The sequence below is a fragment of the Nocardioides sp. ChNu-99 genome, from assembly GCF_029493445.1.
Classification (GTDB): domain Bacteria; phylum Actinomycetota; class Actinomycetes; order Propionibacteriales; family Nocardioidaceae; genus Nocardioides.
The window spans coordinates 1-17,398 of sequence record NZ_JAHWBL010000032.1; the positions used below are offsets into that span (position 1 = coordinate 1).

19 protein-coding genes and 1 riboswitch are annotated in these 17,398 nt (G+C 74.5%); of the genes, 6 read left to right on the forward strand and 13 right to left on the reverse strand.

Translation table 11 applies throughout. From position 1 onward, the window contains the following. Positions 1–357 (forward strand): thioredoxin family protein (locus tag KK617_RS11730; RefSeq protein WP_277500204.1); only part of this gene is annotated, 357 nt, incomplete at its 5' end. A 5-nt stretch (positions 358–362) separates the two neighbouring features. On the opposite strand, the gene allB is transcribed toward KK617_RS11730, so the two are convergent. The 11 genes from allB to KK617_RS11785 form a co-directional block, all read right to left on the reverse strand. Beyond that, entirely contained in the window at positions 363–1,697 is a 1,335-nt protein-coding gene (allB, locus tag KK617_RS11735; RefSeq protein ID WP_277500205.1) for an allantoinase AllB, read from the reverse strand. After that, complete coding sequence (gene pucL, locus KK617_RS11740) at positions 1,697–2,617, reverse strand: factor-independent urate hydroxylase (RefSeq protein WP_277500206.1); 921 nt, start codon at positions 2,615–2,617, stop codon at positions 1,697–1,699. Before pucL ends, allB begins: the two co-directional genes overlap by 1 nt. A gap of 1 nt (position 2,618) precedes the next feature. Then, on the reverse strand, positions 2,619–2,960 hold the full coding sequence (gene uraH / locus KK617_RS11745; RefSeq protein WP_277500207.1) for a hydroxyisourate hydrolase: 342 nt from the start codon (positions 2,958–2,960) through the stop codon (positions 2,619–2,621). Further along, on the reverse strand, positions 2,957–3,460 hold the full coding sequence (uraD, locus tag KK617_RS11750) for a 2-oxo-4-hydroxy-4-carboxy-5-ureidoimidazoline decarboxylase (RefSeq protein WP_277500208.1): 504 nt from the start codon (positions 3,458–3,460) through the stop codon (positions 2,957–2,959). Before uraD ends, uraH begins: the two co-directional genes overlap by 4 nt. Before the next feature lie 95 nt (positions 3,461–3,555). Continuing rightward, positions 3,556–5,088: an AtzH-like domain-containing protein gene (locus KK617_RS11755; protein ID WP_277500209.1), complete on the reverse strand. Its 1,533-nt coding sequence runs from the start codon at positions 5,086–5,088 to the stop codon at positions 3,556–3,558. Positions 5,089–5,096: 8 nt separating this feature from the next. Continuing rightward, a complete protein-coding gene (locus tag KK617_RS11760; RefSeq protein WP_277500210.1) occupies positions 5,097–6,257 on the reverse strand; it encodes an acetamidase/formamidase family protein in 1,161 nt (386 codons plus the stop codon). A gap of 194 nt (positions 6,258–6,451) precedes the next feature. Further along, positions 6,452–6,655 carry a hypothetical protein gene (locus KK617_RS11765; RefSeq protein ID WP_277500211.1) on the reverse strand — a complete coding sequence of 68 codons (204 nt, stop codon included), beginning with the start codon at positions 6,653–6,655 and terminating at the stop codon, positions 6,452–6,454. 397 nt (positions 6,656–7,052) lie between these two features. Then, positions 7,053–7,481: a hypothetical protein gene (locus KK617_RS11770; protein WP_277500212.1), complete on the reverse strand. Its 429-nt coding sequence runs from the start codon at positions 7,479–7,481 to the stop codon at positions 7,053–7,055. Positions 7,482–7,626: 145 nt separating this feature from the next. Further along, on the reverse strand, positions 7,627–8,403 hold the full coding sequence (locus KK617_RS11775; RefSeq protein ID WP_277500213.1) for an exodeoxyribonuclease III: 777 nt from the start codon (positions 8,401–8,403) through the stop codon (positions 7,627–7,629). Between the two features lie 9 nt (positions 8,404–8,412). After that, positions 8,413–10,050, reverse strand: coding sequence for a PH domain-containing protein (locus KK617_RS11780; RefSeq protein WP_277500214.1), 1,638 nt, complete (start codon positions 10,048–10,050; stop codon positions 8,413–8,415). Continuing rightward, entirely contained in the window at positions 10,047–10,583 is a 537-nt protein-coding gene (locus tag KK617_RS11785; RefSeq protein WP_277500215.1) for a PH domain-containing protein, read from the reverse strand. The genes KK617_RS11780 and KK617_RS11785 overlap by 4 nt, the downstream gene beginning before the upstream one ends. 80 nt (positions 10,584–10,663) lie before the next feature. Here KK617_RS11785 and ychF point away from each other — a divergent pair, with 80 nt between their 5' ends. Continuing rightward, positions 10,664–11,740: a redox-regulated ATPase YchF gene (ychF, locus tag KK617_RS11790; RefSeq protein WP_277500216.1), complete on the forward strand. Its 1,077-nt coding sequence runs from the start codon at positions 10,664–10,666 to the stop codon at positions 11,738–11,740. 75 nt (positions 11,741–11,815) lie between these two features. Here the strand turns inward: ychF and KK617_RS11795 are convergent, their stop codons facing one another. Beyond that, entirely contained in the window at positions 11,816–11,953 is a 138-nt protein-coding gene (locus KK617_RS11795) for a hypothetical protein (RefSeq protein ID WP_277500217.1), read from the reverse strand. 134 nt (positions 11,954–12,087) lie between these two features. Between KK617_RS11795 and KK617_RS11800 the strand changes: the two genes are divergently transcribed. Continuing rightward, a complete protein-coding gene (locus KK617_RS11800; protein ID WP_277500218.1) occupies positions 12,088–13,596 on the forward strand; it encodes a serine/threonine-protein kinase in 1,509 nt (502 codons plus the stop codon). Between the two features lie 200 nt (positions 13,597–13,796). Here the strand turns inward: KK617_RS11800 and KK617_RS11805 are convergent, their stop codons facing one another. After that, complete coding sequence (locus KK617_RS11805) at positions 13,797–13,991, reverse strand: hypothetical protein (RefSeq protein ID WP_277500219.1); 195 nt, start codon at positions 13,989–13,991, stop codon at positions 13,797–13,799. A gap of 90 nt (positions 13,992–14,081) precedes the next feature. Continuing rightward, positions 14,082–14,264: riboswitch (cobalamin riboswitch) on the forward strand. A gap of 133 nt (positions 14,265–14,397) precedes the next feature. On the opposite strand from KK617_RS11805, the gene KK617_RS11810 reads away from it, so the two are divergent. Genes KK617_RS11810 through KK617_RS11820 form a run of 3 tightly spaced genes read left to right on the forward strand, consistent with a single transcriptional unit; the run spans position 14,398 to position 17,344 of the window. After that, positions 14,398–15,417 carry an iron ABC transporter permease gene (locus KK617_RS11810; RefSeq protein WP_277500255.1) on the forward strand — a complete coding sequence of 340 codons (1,020 nt, stop codon included), beginning with the start codon at positions 14,398–14,400 and terminating at the stop codon, positions 15,415–15,417. Continuing rightward, a complete protein-coding gene (locus KK617_RS11815; protein WP_277500220.1) occupies positions 15,414–16,271 on the forward strand; it encodes an ABC transporter ATP-binding protein in 858 nt (285 codons plus the stop codon). Before KK617_RS11810 ends, KK617_RS11815 begins: the two co-directional genes overlap by 4 nt. Further along, on the forward strand, positions 16,268–17,344 hold the full coding sequence (locus KK617_RS11820; RefSeq protein ID WP_277500221.1) for an ABC transporter substrate-binding protein: 1,077 nt from the start codon (positions 16,268–16,270) through the stop codon (positions 17,342–17,344). The genes KK617_RS11815 and KK617_RS11820 overlap by 4 nt, the downstream gene beginning before the upstream one ends. The last annotated feature ends 54 nt before the right edge of the window (positions 17,345–17,398 follow it).

Consider the following 17,398-nt stretch of genomic DNA (forward strand, 5'->3'; position numbering starts at 1 on the left):
ACCGCGGCGCCGGACACCGAGCCGGTCGAGGCGGCCGAGCCCGGCGCGTGGGCGCGGGCGGCGGCTGCCGGCGTACCGGGGGAGCCCGGCGAGCGCGCGACGCTGCTGCAGTTCTCCTCCGCCTTCTGCGCCCCGTGCCGCGCCACGCGGCGCGTGCTCGGCGAGGTCGCCGCGGTGGTGCCGGGCGTGGCCCACGTCGAGGTCGACGCGGAGCACCACCTGCAGCTGGTGCGGGACCTGGACGTCCGGCGTACCCCGACGACCCTCGTGCTCGACGCCGCCGGTCGCGAGGTCACCCGCGCCGCGGGCGCGCCGACCAAGCAGCAGGTGCTGGCCGGCCTCGAGGCCGCGCTGTAGGGCCCCTAGCGCACCCGCTCGAGCATCCGCCCCCAGGTGTGGTCGGGGCGGTCGACGTCGACGGCGTCGCCGCGCACGACGGTGCGGACGACGCGGCCGCCGTACCGGATGCCGTCGTACGCCGAGATGGGGTTGCGGTGGGCCAGCTGCGCGGCCTCGACGCGGAAGTCGACGCCGGTGTCGTAGACGGCGAGGTCGGCGTCGGCGCCCACGGCGATGCGGCCCTTGTGGCCGAAACCGACGAGGTCGGCGGTGTGGCGCGACATCCACCGGCTGACCTCGGCGAGCCCGATGCCGCGCCGGCGGGCCTCGGCGGCCATCACCGCGAGCCCGACCTGCAGCCCCGACACCCCGCCCCACGCCTGCTGGAGGTCGCCGTCGCCGCGGCCCTTCTCCTCCGCGGTGGCGGGGGAGTGGTCGGAGACGACGCAGTCGATGATCCCGGCGCGCAGCGCGGCCCACAGCTCCTCGCGGTTGCCGGCGTCGCGGATCGGGGGGCAGCACTTGAACTGCGCCGCCCCGTGCGGCACCCGCTCGGCGTCGAAGACCAGGTAGTGCGGGCACGTCTCGACGGTCAGCCGCAGCCCCTCGGCGCGGGCGTCGGCGATCATCCCCAGCGCCCGCGCGCTCGACAGGTGCAGCACGTGCACCCGGGCGCCGGTCTCGCGGGCGCCGTCGATCACCTGCCGGATCGCCGCGGTCTCCGCCTCGTGGGGCCGCGAACGCACGAACGCGCGGTAGGAGCCGCCCGCCTCCTGCGGCGCCGCGGCCAGCACACCTGCGTCTTCCGCGTGCACGATCATCAACCCGTCGAAGCGGGCCACCTCCCGCAGCGCGAGCAGGAACTGGGCGGGGTCCAGCGGCGGGAACTCGTCGACGCCGCTCGGCGCGAGGAAGCACTTGAACCCCAGCACCCCGGCGTCCCACAGCGGCTCGAGGTCGCCGACGTTGCCGGGCACCGCGCCGCCCCAGAACCCCACGTCGACCATGAGCTGGTCGCGCGCGACGGCCCGCTTGACGCGCAGGTGCTCCACCGTCGTGGTCGGCGGCAGGGAGTTCAGGGGCATGTCGACGAGCGTCGTCGCGCCGCCGAGCGCCGCGGCCCGCGTCGCGGACGCGAAGCCCTCCCACTCGGTGCGTCCCGGCTCGTTGACGTGCACGTGGGTGTCGACGACCCCGGGTACGACGTACGCCGTGTCGGCGGCCTGCACGACCACGCCCTCGGCCTCGTGCTCGTAGGCCTCGACGGCGGCGATCCGCCCCCGCTGGACGACGACGGTGGCGGGCACGAAGGCGTCCCCGACGAGCACCCGCCGGCCGCGGACGGCGTCGACCCGCATCAGGCGAACGCGGGCACGGTGGCCCACGCCTGCGGCACCTCGGCCTGCCCCTCCCGGGTGATGGTGGCCTGGATGAGCCCGTACGGGCGGTCGGCCGCGTAGAACACCTCGCCCGGGTTGTCGAGGCCGAACGGCTCCAGGTCGACGAGGAAGTGGTGCTTGTTCGGGCACGACAGGCGCACCTCGGCCACCACGCCGTACCGCTCCAGCACCCGGCGGCCCATGGCGAAGAGGGTCTGCTGCAGCGCCAGGGAGTGGAGGTCGGCGAACGCGGCGAGCAGCTCGGCGCGGATCCCGTCGTGGAGGGCGTCGAAGTCGAGCCCCTCGAGCTCGGCCTGGGTCTGCGGGGCGTAGCGCCACCACGCGGTCACCGACGTGGCCATGACGCGGTCGTCGACCTCGGCCAGCGTCGTGTAGCGGTCGCGCGGGAACCCGTGGAACTCCGAGCCCGTCGACTTCAGCACCACGCAGTCCTTGAGGCCCGACACGATCCAGGTCGCGTCGCCGTCCTTCTGCACGACCGTGGTGCGGGTCTCCTGCCCGCGCCGCACGAACGAGTGGTCGTGCGGCGCGCCGTCGACGCTGATGCGGTCCCAGGTGGACGTCTCGGCCTCCCAGCGCCCGCCGCTCACCCAGTCGAACCCCTCGACGAAGTGCGCGCCGTACGTCATGAGGAAGTGCTCGGGCGTGCGCACGCCGTGCTCGCGGGCGAAGGCGTAGAGCGTGTTCTTCTGCGTGTCCGTGGCGACCACCTGGCTGTTGTCGCCGTCGGTGTGGCAGGCGGTGAAGTCGCCGCGCAGCTGGGCGGTCACGGTGAGGTCGGTGATGCGGTGGACCGGGCTGTCGCGGTCGACGCGCACGAGGCGGCACTCCGCCTTGCCGTACTGGTTCGCCCCCAGGACGATGTCGCCGATCGCCATCTCAGCTCCCCTTGTAGGTGGTGTAGGAGTACGGGCTCAGCAGCAGAGCCACGTGCACGTGCGGTCCCGCGAGGGCCACGGTCAGCTCGACGCGCGGGAAGAAGGTGGCGCGGCCGGCGGCCGTGAACCAGGGGCCGGTCGCGAACCGCAGCTGATACGTCGCGGGGCCCAGCTCGGTCGGTCCGCCCGCGCGCCGCAGGGCGTCGGGCCAGCTGACACGCCCGTCGGTGTCGGTCGTGGCGTGGGCCAGCGCGGTGCCCGCGGCGTCGGCCAGGGTCACCTTGAGCCCGGCCGCCGGCACGCCGCGGGCGGCGTCGAGCACGTGGGTGGAGCAGGTGGTCACGAGAGGATCCCGTCGAGCCGGAGGAGCGCGATCTGGGTCAGCTGCTCGGCGACCTCGGCGGCCTCGGCGGCCGGCTCGTTGTCGAGCCGGCGCACGAGCTCGTCGAGGATCTCCTTGCGCGTGCGGCCCGCGGCGCGGATGAGGAAGACGCGGTCGAAGCGGGCCTCGTACGCCGCGTTCCCGGCCGCGACGGCCTCCTCGAGCCCGGGGTCGCGGGGGCCGGGGTCGACGATGGCGGCCTGCTCGCGGCGGCTGTGGGCGGCCTCGGCGCCCTCCCCGGCGGGGCGCTCGCCGATCCGGGGGTGGTGGGCGAGGGCGGCGTCGACGTCGGCGGTGCTCCACCGGGCCGCGTCGCGCTCGGCGCGGGCGAGCAGGGCGTCGCGGTCGTCGTACGGACGCGCGGCGACGAGCCCGTCGACCCACCAGCCGACGTCGGCGGCCGGGCGCAGCACCTCCCGCGCCGCGTCGGCCGGCAGGCCGTTGAAGTCCTCGATCCGCACGCCCCTGGCTCCCTTCCCGGCGGTCGGCGACCAACCTAGGGACGCCGTGTTTCACGGACCGGCGCGCGCGTTTCGCGGTGGTAACGAACGTTTCGTCAGACGCCGTCGCGGCTGCGGGCGAGGTCGGCGGCGAGCGCGAGGAGGTCACGGTCCCGGCCGGGGGCGGCGACGAGGCAGACCCCGCAGGGCAGTCCCTCGGCGGTGCGCAGCGGCACGTTGACCGCCGGGAGGCCGCCGATCCCGGCGATCGAGGTGAGCGCGAGCAGGGTGTCGCGCAGCTGCTGGTCGGCCGTGCCGGGGTACGGCGCGACCGTCGGCGTCGAGGGCAGCAGGAGCACCCGGTCACCGATGCGGTGTCGGATCTCGAGCCGGATGCCGGTCAGGGCGTCGGCGGCGGCCGTGACCTCGGCGGGGTCGAGGCGGGCGGCGGCCTCGAAGCGCTCCCGCACCGGCGTGCTCAGGGTCGAGAGCCGGGAGGCGACCCAGCCCGCGTGCTGGCGCCACGCCTCGGCGGACTGCACGAGCACGAACGTGCGCCGCCAGTCGGTCAGCTCGTGGGCGCCGAACGGCTCGCGGAAGACGGTGCCCCACGACCGGGTGACCGCCTCGACCGAGGCGCGCACGTCGGGCGCGGCCAGCGCCAGCAGGTCGGTGGCGAGCACGAGGTCGCTCACGGTCGGGGGCGGGGCCGGGGGGAGCAGCACGTCGCCGACGCGGGTGAGCAGGCCGGCGTCCCGGGTCATCCACCCGACGGTGTCGAAGGTCGGTGCCAGGGCGAGCAGCCCGTCGCGCGGCACCGCGTTGCGGGAGGTGCGGATGCCCCACAGCCCCTGCCACGAGGCGGGCACGCGGATGGAGCCACCGGTGTCGGTGCCGAGCCCGATGCTCACCTGGCCGAGGCTCGTGGCGGTGGCGGAGCCCGACGACGACCCGCCGGGGATCCGGTGCGGTGCGTGCGGGTTGGGCGGCGTGCCGTGGTGCTCGTTGGTGCCGAACAGGCTCCACGCGAACTCGTCGGTGCGCGCGATGCCGGTGACAACCGCGCCCGCGTCGAGCAGGCGCTGCACGGCTCGGGCGGTGCGGGGCGCGGGCGGGGCGGCGGCGAGGTACGCCGGGCTGCCCGCCCCCACCTTCTGGCCCGCGATGGCGTAGACGTCCTTGACGGCGACCGTCTCCCCGGCCAGCGGGCCCTCGCCGCGGCCGGTGACGAGCGGGTCGCCGACGACGCGCCAGATCCGGGTGTCGAGGGCGGGCGGGGTGGTCGCGACGTGGGCCGCGGTGACGACCCAGCCCTGCTCGCGGCGCTGCCACAGCTGGGTCTGCACACCGCGGCCGCCGCGGGCCAGCTCGGTGGTCGCCATGACGAGCGCGTTCGCGTCGTCAACCACCTGCACGCGGACGTCGACGACGGTACGGCGGGGCGCGCCGCCGCGGCCGCCGCGGAACGCGCTGATCTGCTCGTGCCCGACGAGGACGCCGGCGGCGTCGGCGCGCAGGGTGTCGGGACCGGGGGCGAAGAGCGCGTCGAGCGTCGCCAGGTCGTCGGCCATGAGCGCCCGCTCGTAGGCCCAGAAGGCCTCGACCAGACCGGGGGGCAGGTCGTCGGGGGCGTTCGCCGTACCGCTCATGCGCGGCATCATCGCGTGCGGGGGGCGGTCGGCGGCGGCAGGTGGGCGAAGTCGGCGGTGCGGATCCGCGCGTGAACGCCCTTGACGACGTCGACGACCTGGGAGATGTCGAAGTCGGTGGCGGCCGAGAGGTAGGCGTAGGCCATCGCCGGCTCCATCCCGTAGCGGGCGCCCAGCAGGGCGATGGCGGCGCGCACGCAGTTCTGGGTCGCGACGTCGAGGTCGGGGTCGAGGCCGGTGGGCACGAGGTGGTCGGAGGTGGCGGCGAGCGGGCCGGCCAGGTCGCCGAAGGCGGCCACCGCGTCCTCGTGCGCGACGACGTCGAGGCGGACGGTCGCGCGGAGGCTGGCCTCCATCGCCGTGAGCGCGACCTCGCCGTCGCCCTGCGCGAAGTGGGGGTCGCCGAGGTAGGCCAGCGCCCCGGCGACCTGCACCGGGAGGTAGAGCGTCGACCCGACGGTCAGCAGGTTGATGTCGAGGTTGCCCCCGTGGGCGCCGGGCGGCACCGAGTGGGGCCGGGCCTCGTCGGCGACGGCGACGCCCATGATCCCGAGGAAGGGCGCGAGCGGGAACCGGGCGCGCGGCGCCTGCGGGTCGCCGTACCCCGCGTGGGTGAGGGGAAGCTCCCCGTACGACGCCCGCTCCCCGCCGGCGCCCGTGTGCTCGGCCATGGCCGCGAAGGCGGAGAAGACGGGGAGGTCGTCGAGGGGGTACTCGCCGGGCAGCGTGCCGCGGCCGTGCCGGTTGGAGACGACGCCGTAGGGGACCCGCGGCAGGGTCTCGAGGACGGTGATGGCGAGCAGGTCCCCGGGGCGCGCGCCGGTGACCGCGATCGGCCCGGTGACCACGTGCGGGCCGTCGGTGCCGGGGTCGTGCGGGTGGTCGGAGGCGGCGAGGTCGACGGCGTCGGCAAGCACCCCGTCGGCCGCGACCCCGTGGCGGGCGAAGAAGGCACGCGGGTCGCGGCCCTGATCCTCCAGCACGCCCTCGTGGCTGAGGGTGTCGACGGTGACCTCGGTGCCGGGGTCGACCGTGAGCACCGGCCGGTCGCGCGCGCAGGGCAGGCGCCCCCACAGGAGGTTCTCGCGGGCCGACGGGAGGTAGGTCGCCGAGCGGATCGGCCCCACCCCGGCGTCGAGCGGCCGGTCGGGCACGGGGAGGAGGGTCACGCGCCGCACGCTAGGAAACCGATGTTTCGGGGGTGTTCCGGGCGTTGCAGCGCTGAGGTTTCCCCGCCTGGGCGCTGCCCGCCCGGACGGCGGCCGGGGGAGTGCGTGGATTCAGTCGGCGGGCGGGGCCGTGGCTGAATCTGCGCACGCGGACGCTGCGCGCTCGGGGTCCCTGCGGTGGAGGCCGCGGGCGGTCAGGAGGTCCGGTTCCTGCCGAGGTACCGGAGCAGCGCGAAGGCGAGCACTGCGTACACGACCACAGCGAGGGCCACCACAGGAAGGAACGACCAGTCCGGCAGGTCGAACAACCTCGGGAGCGTGGACGCGGCGAGGATGAACAGCACGTTGAACGCGGCAAAGACGTCGTTGCGGCGGTCGGGGTGGTGGTCAGTCGTCACGGTCCACTCCCGCCGCCACCCGACGGGACCTCTTCGACCGGAGGAAGACGATCTGGACGAGGACCGCAGCCGCTCCGGTCAACGGCATCACGATCGTGACCTTGAGCCACCAGTGAACGTCTGGCCCACTGAACAGCACCAATGCTGAGGAAGCCGGTGGTGAGGCCGAAGAAGAGTCCCCACTGCTCGTCGGTGGACATCGGCTCCCGCCGCGCGGGGCGTCTCCACCTCTCCCGACCGCGGACGGTGGCGACGGAGTAGCCGAACAGGCAGCCGACAGCCACGCACGACGTCTGACCCGCTGTGCGGTGGGTGGTGGAGACGTCGTCGACCAAGAAGCCCGCCACGAAAATGACGGCAGCGCCGGTCGCGACCACGACGGGCATGAGAAGCGCTGTCACGGCGTCCCGCGGGGGTCGTGCTCGAGCGGACGGCTGGGCGCGTCTGGGCCTGCGACGACCTGGTGCCGGCTCAGGCGCAGGACGGTCTTGTCGATGACGAACATGACAGCGCCACCCACGGGAAATAGGACGAGGACGCCGAACCAGTAAGGGAGGTCGAGACCGATCCAGACGGCCAGGACGACGGCTGCGATGGCGGCACCCGAGACGGCCGCGGCGACTCTGCCCCGGGCGCTGGTGGGCGCGCCCGCGACGGTGGTGATGCTGGCCCGCCCGCGAGGGGTGAGGAGGTGGTACGCGCAGAGCGTCACGGTGGCGAGCAGGAGCAGCCCCGCTGCGACTCGATCCAGCGTGGCATCGTCGCCGTCGAAGATGTAGAGCGACGTGCTCGTCGACACGCTGATCAGCAGGGCCGTGAGGCTCACGGCCGCTCGTCGCTCGTCACCGGTGAGTGCCACAACCGTCAACCTAGCGAAAGTGCGCCGCCCTGTACCCAGAGTGCTCGCGACAGCCGCCCGTGGCTGGTGGGCCTGGGCGCGCGGTCGTGTCTCCGCCAGGCTGGGCGGCTCCTCAGTCCAGGTCCACCACGACGGGCGCGTGGTCGGACGCACCCTTGCCGGCGCGCTCCTCGCGGTCGATGAAGGCCCCCGTCACGCGGTCGGCGAAGCTCGGCGAGCCGACGACGAAGTCGATGCGCAGGCCGCGGTTCCGCTCGTACCGCTGCCGGTAGTAGTCCCAGTACGTGTAGACGTCCGGCCCCGGCGTGTGCGGCCGCACGACGTCGACCCAGCCGTCGTCGAGGAACGCCTGGAAGGCGGCGCGCTCGCGCGGCGTCACGTGCGTCGACGTCGCGAACTGCTTCATGTCGAACACGTCCTCGTCCCGCGGCGCGATGTTCCAGTCGCCCACGAGCGCGGTGGGCGTGTCCGCCCAGGCGCCGGCAGCCTCGCGCAGGCGGGCGAGCCAGTCGAGCTTGTAGACGTAGTGCGGGTCGTCGACCTTGCGCCCGTTGGGCACGTAGAGCGACCACACGCGCACCCCGCCGCAGACCGCGCCGATCGCCCGCGCCTCCGGCTCGACGGGCTCGCCCCAGCCCGGCATGCCGGGGAACCCGACCTCGACCTCCTCGAGGCCGACGCGGCTGATGATCGCCACGCCGTTCCACTGGCTGGTGCCGGCCGCGGCCACCTCGTAGCCGCGCGCCTGCAAGCCCATCAGCGGCAGCTGGTCGACCCGCGCCTTCGTCTCCTGCAGTGCCAGCACGTCGACGTCGTGCCGCTCGAGGAAGGCCTCGACGCGGTCGATGCGGGAGCGGAGGGAGTTGACGTTCCAGGTCGCGATGCGCACCGCTCGAGGCTACGTGGCCCGTGCGGGGGCGACGCGGAACGGGGTCAGCAGGCCCGGCGTCGCGGCGTCGGCCAGGCGCAGCCCGACGCCGAGGTCGACGTCGCGCACGCGCATGGACTCCCCGCCGGCCGCGGTGGTCGCCACCAGGTCGGCCAGACCCGTACGACGCTGGAAGAACGACTGCTCGACCACCCAGCCGATGACGCCCTCGGCCTCGAGCACGGTGCGGGTGCGCGCGAACGCGCCGCTGCCGGCCACGAGGTGCCGCGGCCGCCCGTCGAGCGTCGTGAGGGCGTGGCCGAGGTTGCGGTACGACGACTCCGCCCCCGCGACGCCGAGCACCGCGAAGAACACGACCACCGGCACGGGCGCCCAGGCGGGCGTGCCGTCGACCAGGAGCGCGGCGAGGGCTGCCGTGCCGAAGATCAGCGTCGACCACTGCCAGCGCACGTGGGCGCGGCGGCGAGCACCCGGGCCGTGCGCGACGAGGGGGGTGGTGAGGGGAGCGGCGGCCGCCGCGTCGGGGCCCAGCACGTCGTGTCCGACGGCGACCGCCACGTCGAGGGGGCAGGAGGGCAGCACCTTGGTGGTGCCGTTCTCGACCCCGGTGGCGAGCGTCGACAGCTCCGCGCCGTCCGCGAACCGCATCAGGGCGGGCTCGACGAGCTCGACGCCGCGCACGCGCCGCTCCTCCACGGTGACGGAGCGCGTCGTGAGCAGGCCGGCGCGCAGGTGGAGCGAGGTGTCGCCGGGCCGGCGCCCACCCGGCTGGCGCACGAGGCGGAAGCCGGCCCACTGCACGACGTACCCCGTCAGCGAGATCACCAGCCACAGCACGAGCAGCACGACGGCGACCACGAGCAGCAGCAGCGGCAGGAACTGCCGGCCCAGCCAGTCCCACAGCGCCGAGGCGTGCTCGGTGTCGAAGACCGGCAGGTCGTCGAAGAACTGCGAGCCGGCACCGAACGCGCCGGCCACGATCGCGAGCCGCGCGAGGCTCAGCGGCGCGAAGCGCAGCCACGACCACCGCAGCGTCGCGAGCACCTGCTCCGCACCGGGACCCGGCACGCCGACGGGGGAGCCCGGCACGGCCTCCGGCGGGTCCGGCGACGCGTCCGCCGCCGCCTCGCCCCCACCGACGGCGGGGGTCGGGGCCGGCCCCGCGCCCCCTGCGGTCCGGGGCAGCAGCGCGACCTGCAGACGGTGGGCCTCCGGGGCGGTCACGACGTCCAGGGTGATGCGGCTGTCGTCGACGCCGGTGCCGATCTCGACCTTCGTCACGCCGAGCACGCGGTGCAGCAGCGACGCGGTCTGGTCGACGCTGCGCACCCGGTCGAGCGGCGCCGTCTGGTTGGTGCGGTTGAGCAGGCCGCGGCGGACCTCGAAGTGGGTGGCGGTCTGGCGGTAGTACGTCGTCAGCCACGGGATCGCGCCCAGCACGCACGCGGCCACGACGGCGATCGGCACGAAGAGCAGCGCCCACGGGCCCATCTGCGTGCCGATGCCGATGAAGCCGAGCAGCAGCGGGAAGGCGAACTGCCCCAGCACGCGCACCGGGCCGATGACGAGCATCCGCTTGTCGAGGCGCGTCCAGCCGTCGTCCGGGTCGACCGGCCGGTCGTACGGCGGGGGGTGCAGCTCGCTCACGTCGCGTCGTCCCGGGTGGCGGAGGTGATGGCCGTGAGGTCGGCGACGAGCTCGCGGGCCAGTTGCTCGTCGAGGCACTCGATGCTGATCGGGCCGGCCGCCGACGCGGTGGTGACGGTCAGCGACCGCAGGCGGAACATGCGTTGGATCGGCCCCTGCGAGGAGTCGACCGTCTGCACGCGCGACAGCGGGGCCACCCGCTCGTCGATGCTCAGCCAGCCGCTGCGGGTGTGGACGGCGTCGCCGGTGACCTCCCACCGGTGGATGCGGTAGCGCAGCGGCGGCATCACGACGACCTCGACGAGCAGGACCACGACGGACGCGACGAGGAGCAGCGTGAACCACCACGGCCGCTCGCCCCACAGCACCCAGGCCACCGCCAGGCCGATCACCGGGAGCGACGTCGCCAGCGCCGCGGTGAGCCGCCAGTAGCCGCGGGCGCGCGGCGACACCTGGTGCGCCGGGAGGCGCAGGGCGACGGGGGTCGGGTCCGCGGGCGGATCCTGCCGGGGCGGCGACGTCGGGGTGCTCACGGAGCGAGCCTCCCACGCCGCACCGACGGGGCGGCCGCAGATGTGAGCGGCGGGTGCGGCGCGCCGTACACTCGCGCCCCGTGGCTCTCACCATCGGCATCGTCGGTCTCCCCAACGCAGGCAAGTCGACGCTCTTCAACGCGCTGACGAAGAACGACGTGCTCGCGGCGAACTACCCGTTCGCCACGATCGAGCCCAACGTCGGCGTCGTGGGCGTGCCCGACGAGCGCCTCGCGGTGCTCGCGGAGATCTTCGGCTCCGCCAAGGTGCTGCCCGCGACCGTCGAGTTCGTCGACATCGCCGGCATCGTCCGCGGCGCGAGCGAGGGCGAGGGCCTGGGCAACAAGTTCCTCTCCCACATCCGCGAGTCGGCCGCCATCTGCCAGGTCACCCGCGTGTTCCGCGACGAGGACGTCACCCACGTCGACGGCGAGGTCAACCCCGCCAACGACATCTCGACCATCCAGACCGAGCTGATCCTGGCCGACCTGCAGACGGTCGAGAAGGCGATCCCGCGGCTGGAGAAGGAGGCGCGGGCCAAGAAGGAGCTCGCCGCGACCCTCGCCGCGGCCAAGGAGGCGCTCGGCCACCTCGAGGCCGGTACGCCGATCATCGCCACCTCGGTCGACCGCGAGCTCGTGCGCGAGCTGTCGCTGCTGACCGCCAAGCCGTTCATCTACGTCTTCAACTGCGACGCCGACGAGCTCGCCGACGAGGAGCTCAAGCAGAAGATGCGCGACCTCGTCGCGCCCAGCGAGGCGATCTTCCTCGACGCGAAGTTCGAGGCCGAGCTGGTCGAGCTCGGCGACGACGACGAGGCCCGCGAGATGCTCGCCGAGACGGGCGTCGACGAGCCCGGCCTCGACGTGCTCGCCCGCGTCGGCTTCGACACCCTCGGCCTGCAGACCTACCTGACCGCCGGCCCCAAGGAGACACGGGCCTGGACGATCAAGAAGGGCTCGACCGCCCCCGAGGCCGCCGGCGTCATCCACACCGACTTCCAGCGCGGCTTCATCAAGGCCGAGATCGTCTCGTTCGACGACCTCGTCGCCGCGGGCTCGATGCAGAAGGCCAAGGAGGCCGGCAAGGTCCGCATGGAGGGCAAGGACTACGTCATGGCCGACGGCGACGTGGTGGAGTTCCGCTTCAACGTGTGAGCCGCGCAGCGGCAGACGCCCTGCCACCCACGCCCGCCGTCGGTGACCATCGGCCGCCGACGACGAGCGTGGGTGTCAGTGCTTCGGGCGCGAGCGTCGGTTCTTCGCCGACGCCACCGCCTTCTTGATCTTGGCCTGGTTGTGCGGCTTGCGGGCCTCGTCGTACAGCTTCTTGCCGATCCCGATCACAGCGGCGCTCCTCAACAGCTTCATGGAGGTTCGGTACCCACCGCCCGCTGGCTCACCCGCCGTGGGAGCGTGGTCGGCGCGCCCGGTGGGTAACGGGTGCGGAGCGCGACGACCCCAGCAGGGCCACGACGAGCCAGCCGATCCGGAGGAGGAGCCGCATGCCGCCGCAGATCATCGCCGGCCGCTACCGCATCGAGCGGGAGATCGGACGCGGGGGGATGGGCAGCGTCTGGCTGTGCCACGACGAGGTCCTCGGCCGGGCGGTGGCCGCCAAGCAGGTCGGCAAGCTGCCGGGCGAGTCGACGCCCGACATGGCCCGCGCGATGCGGGAGGCGCGCTCGCTCGCGGCGCTCAACCACCGCAACGTCGTGTCGGTGTACGACGCCATCCAGGACGGCGACCACATCTGGATGGTCATGGAGTACGTCGCGGGCCGGACCCTCTCGCAGATCGTCGCCGAGGAGGGTCCGTTGTCGCCGGCGCGCGTCGCCCGGATCGGCGCGCAGGTCGCCGACGGTCTGGTGGCCGCCCACCACCGCGGCACGGTGCACCGCGACGTGAAGCCCGGCAACATCCTGGTCACCGAGGACGACGTCGCGAAGATCTCCGACTTCGGCATCGCCCGCACCTCCGGGGACGACCAGCTGACGCGCTCCGACATCGTCGTCGGGAGCCCGGCGTTCTTCTCGCCCGAGCTGGCCCGCGGTGAGGAGCCCAGCCGGGCCGCCGACGTCTGGGCGCTCGGGGCCACGCTGTACACGGCGGTGGAGGGCGCTCCGCCGTACCCCGAGCAGGGCAACGCCATCGCGCTGCTCGCCACGATCGCCACGCAGCGCCCGCCGCAGCCGCAGCGGGCGGGCGTCCTCGGCGACGTCCTCGCCCGGATGATGGACCCCGACCCGGTGTCCCGCTGGTCGATGGACGACGCCGCCCACGCCCTGCGCCGCGTGGCGGTGCGGCACGGCTCCGGGGAGGCGCTGCCGCGCTCGGGAGCGTTCCTGGGCCCGACCACGCCGGCGTCGCCGGCCGAACCGGTCGCCGAACCGGTCGCCGTACCCGTCGCCACGCAGGCGCGCCCGGCACCGCCCCCGCCCGTCGCACCGGACCCGCCCGACGACCGCGCCCATCGGAGGCGCTGGTCGCTCGTCGCCGCGCTCGCGCTCCTCGCCGTGCTGGGCGGCGTCGCGTTCCTCGTCTGGGGCCAGGGCGACGACGACCAGCAGAGCGCCGACGACCGCGCGAGCGCCACCCCCACCAGCGAGGCCCCGGCGAGCACGGCCACCGAGGACGAGCCGACGAGCCCGGAGCCGAGCGCCTCGACCTCCGAGCCCGCGCCCACGACGACCACCTCCGCGCCCGACGACGAGGCCGGCCGTGCCGCGTTCGTCGAGTCCTACTACGGGGCGCTGCCCGGCGACACCGCGACGGCGTGGGCGATGCTCGGCAGCGGCTTCCAGGCCGAGATCGGCAGCCTCGACAACTACGAGGGCTTCTGGGCGACGATCGATGCCGTGTCGGTCGACGACGTCCAGCCGGCGGGCGAGGACGCGGTCGACGTGTCCCTCACCTACACCACCGACGGGTCGTCGCAGAGCGAGGTCCGTCGGCTCTACCTGGAGCCCACGGACGGCGGCTACGTCATCGTCGACGACGAGGTCACCGGCTGACCGGCGGCCGCGTCGGGTACCTGCCCCGGTCCACGCCTACCCCCGGAGGCCCCCGTGTTCCTGTTCTTCAGCAACCGCCTCGGTTGCTTCGGCTCGATCCTGCTCTCGCTGGCGCTCACCGCGCTGCTCGTCCTGGTGCTGGTCGTCCTCTGACCCGTCCGACGTGACCCACCGGGCCGGTACGGCGCTCGCCGTACCGCTCAGCCGCCCGCCGCGTGCCACCACCGCGGGGGCGCGTCCACGAGGTACCACGCCACCCACGTGACGGGGAACAGCGCGCCGGCCGCCGCCGCGCGCACCCGTCCCGCACCGCGCCGCCGGCTGCCGCGCGCGGTGAGCACGGCGAGCGCGAGCGGCAGTGCCGCCACCGCCGCAGCCACCCAGACGAGCTCCATGCCGAGCAGTGTGGCCCAGGCGCGGCCGCCGCGCACCCCCCTGCTCGCCGGGCGCTGAGACCGCGGGCCCCGCGCGCGGCGCCCCCGTGCTACGTTCCGACCCGAGTCGATCGCATCCGAACGGATGCCAGGGAACACCGGTGGGAATCCGGGACTGGCGCGCAGCGGTGAGGGAGACGGCGACACCAGGTGCCACTGGGGCGGGAGCCCTGGGAAGGCGGTGTCGTCGGCCGATCCCGAGTCCGAAGACCTGTCGGCTCACGTGTTCGACAGCGGGCCCTCGCGCACAGGGCCCCGGACCCGAGAGGCACCTCGCCGTGGACCCGTCACCCCGTCCCGAACCCACCACCGGCCCCACCCCGTGAGCCACGGGAAGCGGACCCGGACCGCGCGCCCCCGCCGGCGCCTGCCGTTCTGGCCGCTCGTCCTCGTGCTGTCCGCGGCCGCGCTCGCGAGCATCGTCGTGTCGCTGGCCTTCGGGTCCGAGGCGATCCCCGTCGGCGAGGTCGTGTCGGCGGTGACCGACCGCCTCGCCGGGCGCGAGCCGGGCCGCTGGGACGTGATCGTGTGGGAGCTGCGCCTGCCGCGGGCGCTGCTGGCCTTCATCGTGGGCGCCGGCCTGGCCGTGGCCGGCGCCGGCATGCAGACCCTGGTGCGCAACCCGCTGGCCGACCCGTACCTGCTGGGCATCAGCTCGGGGGCGTCCGTCGGCGCGACGGCGGTCATCACCATGGGGGTGCTCGGCGCGCTCGGCATCTACGCCATCTCCGTCGGCGCCCTGCTGGGCGCCCTCGTGGCCGCGCTCCTCGTGTGGCTGGTGGCGACCGCGCAGGGCGGCCTGACGCCGCTGCGCCTCGTGCTCTCCGGGGTCGTCCTCTCCTCGGGGCTGTCGGCGATCGCCTCGTTCCTCGTCTTCCTCAGCGACGACCCGCGCGCCGCCAACTCCGTCATGTTCTGGATGCTCGGCAGCGTCGGCGGCGCGACCTGGGAGAAGCTCGTGATCCCCGCCGTCGTCGTCGCGGTGGCGACCGTGGCCATGGTCGCGATCCACCGGTGGATGGACGCCCTCGCGGCCGGTCCCGAGACCGCGTCGGCGCTCGGCGTCAGCGTGGGCGGGCTGCGCACCACCCTCTTCGTGGGCCTCGCGGTGCTCGTCGGCGTGCTGGTCGCGGTGAGCGGCGGCATCGGCTTCGTGGGCCTCATCGTGCCCCACGCCGCCCGGCTGGTCGTCGGCGCGCAGCACCGCGTCGTGCTGCCGGTCGCGGCGCTCGGCGGCGGTCTGTTCCTGCTCTGGGTCGACGTGGTGGCCCGCCTCGCGGTGCGGCCCCAGGAGATCCCCCTGGGGGTCGTGACCGGGGTCGTCGGCGCGCCGCTCTTCCTGCTGCTCATGGGCCGGGGCCGCTACGAGTTCGGCGGCGGCCGGTGAGCGCCGGGAGCCCGTCGCAGGCGCCCCCCGACCTGGCGCTGCGCCTGCGCGGCGTCACGGCCCGTCTCGGCGGGCGGGAGGTCCTGCGCGACGTGGACCTCGACGTACCCCGGGGAGGCCGGCTCGGGATCGTCGGCGTCAACGGGGCCGGCAAGACTACCCTGCTGCGCGTGCTGGCCGGCGTGCTGCACCCCGGGGCGGGCGACGTGCTCATCGCCGACGCCGCCGGCCGGCTCGAGGACAGCCACGACGTGTCGACCCGGGAGCGGGCCCGCCGCCTGGCCTACGTGCCCCAGGAGGAGGTGGTCGCGGCCGAGCTGCTGGTCGGCGAGATGGTGGCGCTGGGCCGCGTCCCGCGCGCCCGGCCCTGGTCCCGCGGGGGTACGGCGGAGCGCGAGGTCGTGCTCGCCTCGCTGGCCGCCGTCGGCCTGGCCGACCGCGTCGACGACCCCTGCGACCAGCTCTCCGGCGGCGAGCGCCGCCGCGCGGTGCTGGCCCGCGGCCTGGCCCAGCAGTGCCCGGTCATGCTGCTCGACGAGCCCACCAACCACCTCGACGTCTCCTGGCAGCTGCGCCTGCTCGAGGTGCTGGCCGAGCGCGCCGAGACGCTCGTCGCCACCATCCACGACCTCGACCTGGCCCTGCGCTTCTTCGACGTCGTCGCCGTCGTCGGGTGGCCCGACCCCGACCGGCGGGGTGCCGGGCCCGCCGGCCTCGTCGCCGTCGGCCGTCCCGAGGACGTGCTGAGCGCCCCCAACGTCGCGGCCCACTTCGGGGTCGGGTCGACCCAGGTCGCCCACCCCCACCTCGACCAGTCCCACCTCCTCATCCACGCCCGGAAGGACCTCTCGTGAGCAGCAGCGCCCCCGCCCGCCTCGTCGGCCTCGTCTCGCTCGCCCTCGGCGCCTCCCTGCTCGCCGGCTGCGGGGCGGACGACCCCGGCTCGGCCGCCGCGGGCGGCATCACCGTGGAGAACTGCGGCGAGGACCTGACCGTCGCCGAGCCCGTCACCGAGCTCTACGCCTACGACGGCGGCATCATCTCGATCGCCCTCGCCGCGGGCGCGCGCGAGGAGCTCGTCGCCGTCACCGGCATGGCGCGGGACCAGGACGTGCTCGAGCTCGCCTACCCCGACGACCGTGTCGACGAGCTCGAGGTCGTCGGCGACCAGTTCCCGACGCTGGAGAACGTCCTCGCCGTCGACCCGCAGCTGATGTTCGCCGGGTGGGGCTACGGGTTCAGCGAGGCCCGCAACCTCGTGCCCGACATGGTCGAGGAGCACGACATCGCGACCTACCTGCTGAGCGAGACCTGCCAGCAGGACGACGGCGGCCGCGGCACGATGGACGCCTGGACGGCCCTGACGACCGACCTGCGCAACATCGGCGAGCTCACCGGCCACGCCGGGACCGCCGAGCAGGTGGTCGCCGACATCGAGGCCCGTCGTACCGCGCTGCAGGAGGCGCCGCAGCCCGCCGAGGCGCCGACGGCGTTCCTCTTCGACTCCGGCACCGACGCGATCTTCACCTCGGGCTCGTACGGCGGGCCCCAGGCCATCTTCGACGCCGCCGGCGTCACCAACGCCACGGCCGACGTCGACGACACCTGGACCGAGGTCGGCTGGGAGACGCTCGCCGCCGCCGACCCCGACGTCATCTTCTTCGTCGACTACCCGGGCCAGTCCTTCGAGGACAAGGTCGAGGTGCTGCGCTCCAACCCGGCGTCGCGCGACCTGGCGGCGGTGCGCGAGGAGCGCTTCGTGAACCTGCCCTACGCGCTGTGGGTCTCGAGCCCGCTCAACATCGACGCCGCCGAGTGGGTACGGCGGGCGGTCGAGCACTACGGGTTCGCCCCGGAGTCGGGCATCGAGCCGACCCTCGACATCACCGCGCTCGACGAGCTGACCGGGAACGAGTGGATCGGCTGACGCCGAGGCCCTCCCGTTCGTGCGGGGTCGCGGTGGCGGAGGGCGAGCCGTCGC

Excerpts from the sequence above, each read along its gene's own strand:
- allB (WP_277500205.1), bottom strand. The coding sequence starts at position 1,697 with ATGCGGGTCGACGCCGTCCGCGGCCGGCGGGTGCTCGTCGGGGACGCC.
- pucL (WP_277500206.1), bottom strand. The coding sequence starts at position 2,617 with ATGGCGATCGGCGACATCGTCCTGGGGGCGAACCAGTACGGCAAGGCG.
- KK617_RS11755 (WP_277500209.1), bottom strand. The coding sequence starts at position 5,088 with ATGAGCGGTACGGCGAACGCCCCCGACGACCTGCCCCCCGGTCTGGTC.
- KK617_RS11795 (WP_277500217.1), bottom strand. The coding sequence starts at position 11,953 with ATGAAGCTGTTGAGGAGCGCCGCTGTGATCGGGATCGGCAAGAAGCTG.
- KK617_RS11800 (WP_277500218.1), top strand. The coding sequence starts at position 12,088 with ATGCCGCCGCAGATCATCGCCGGCCGCTACCGCATCGAGCGGGAGATC.
- KK617_RS11805 (WP_277500219.1), bottom strand. The coding sequence starts at position 13,991 with ATGGAGCTCGTCTGGGTGGCTGCGGCGGTGGCGGCACTGCCGCTCGCG.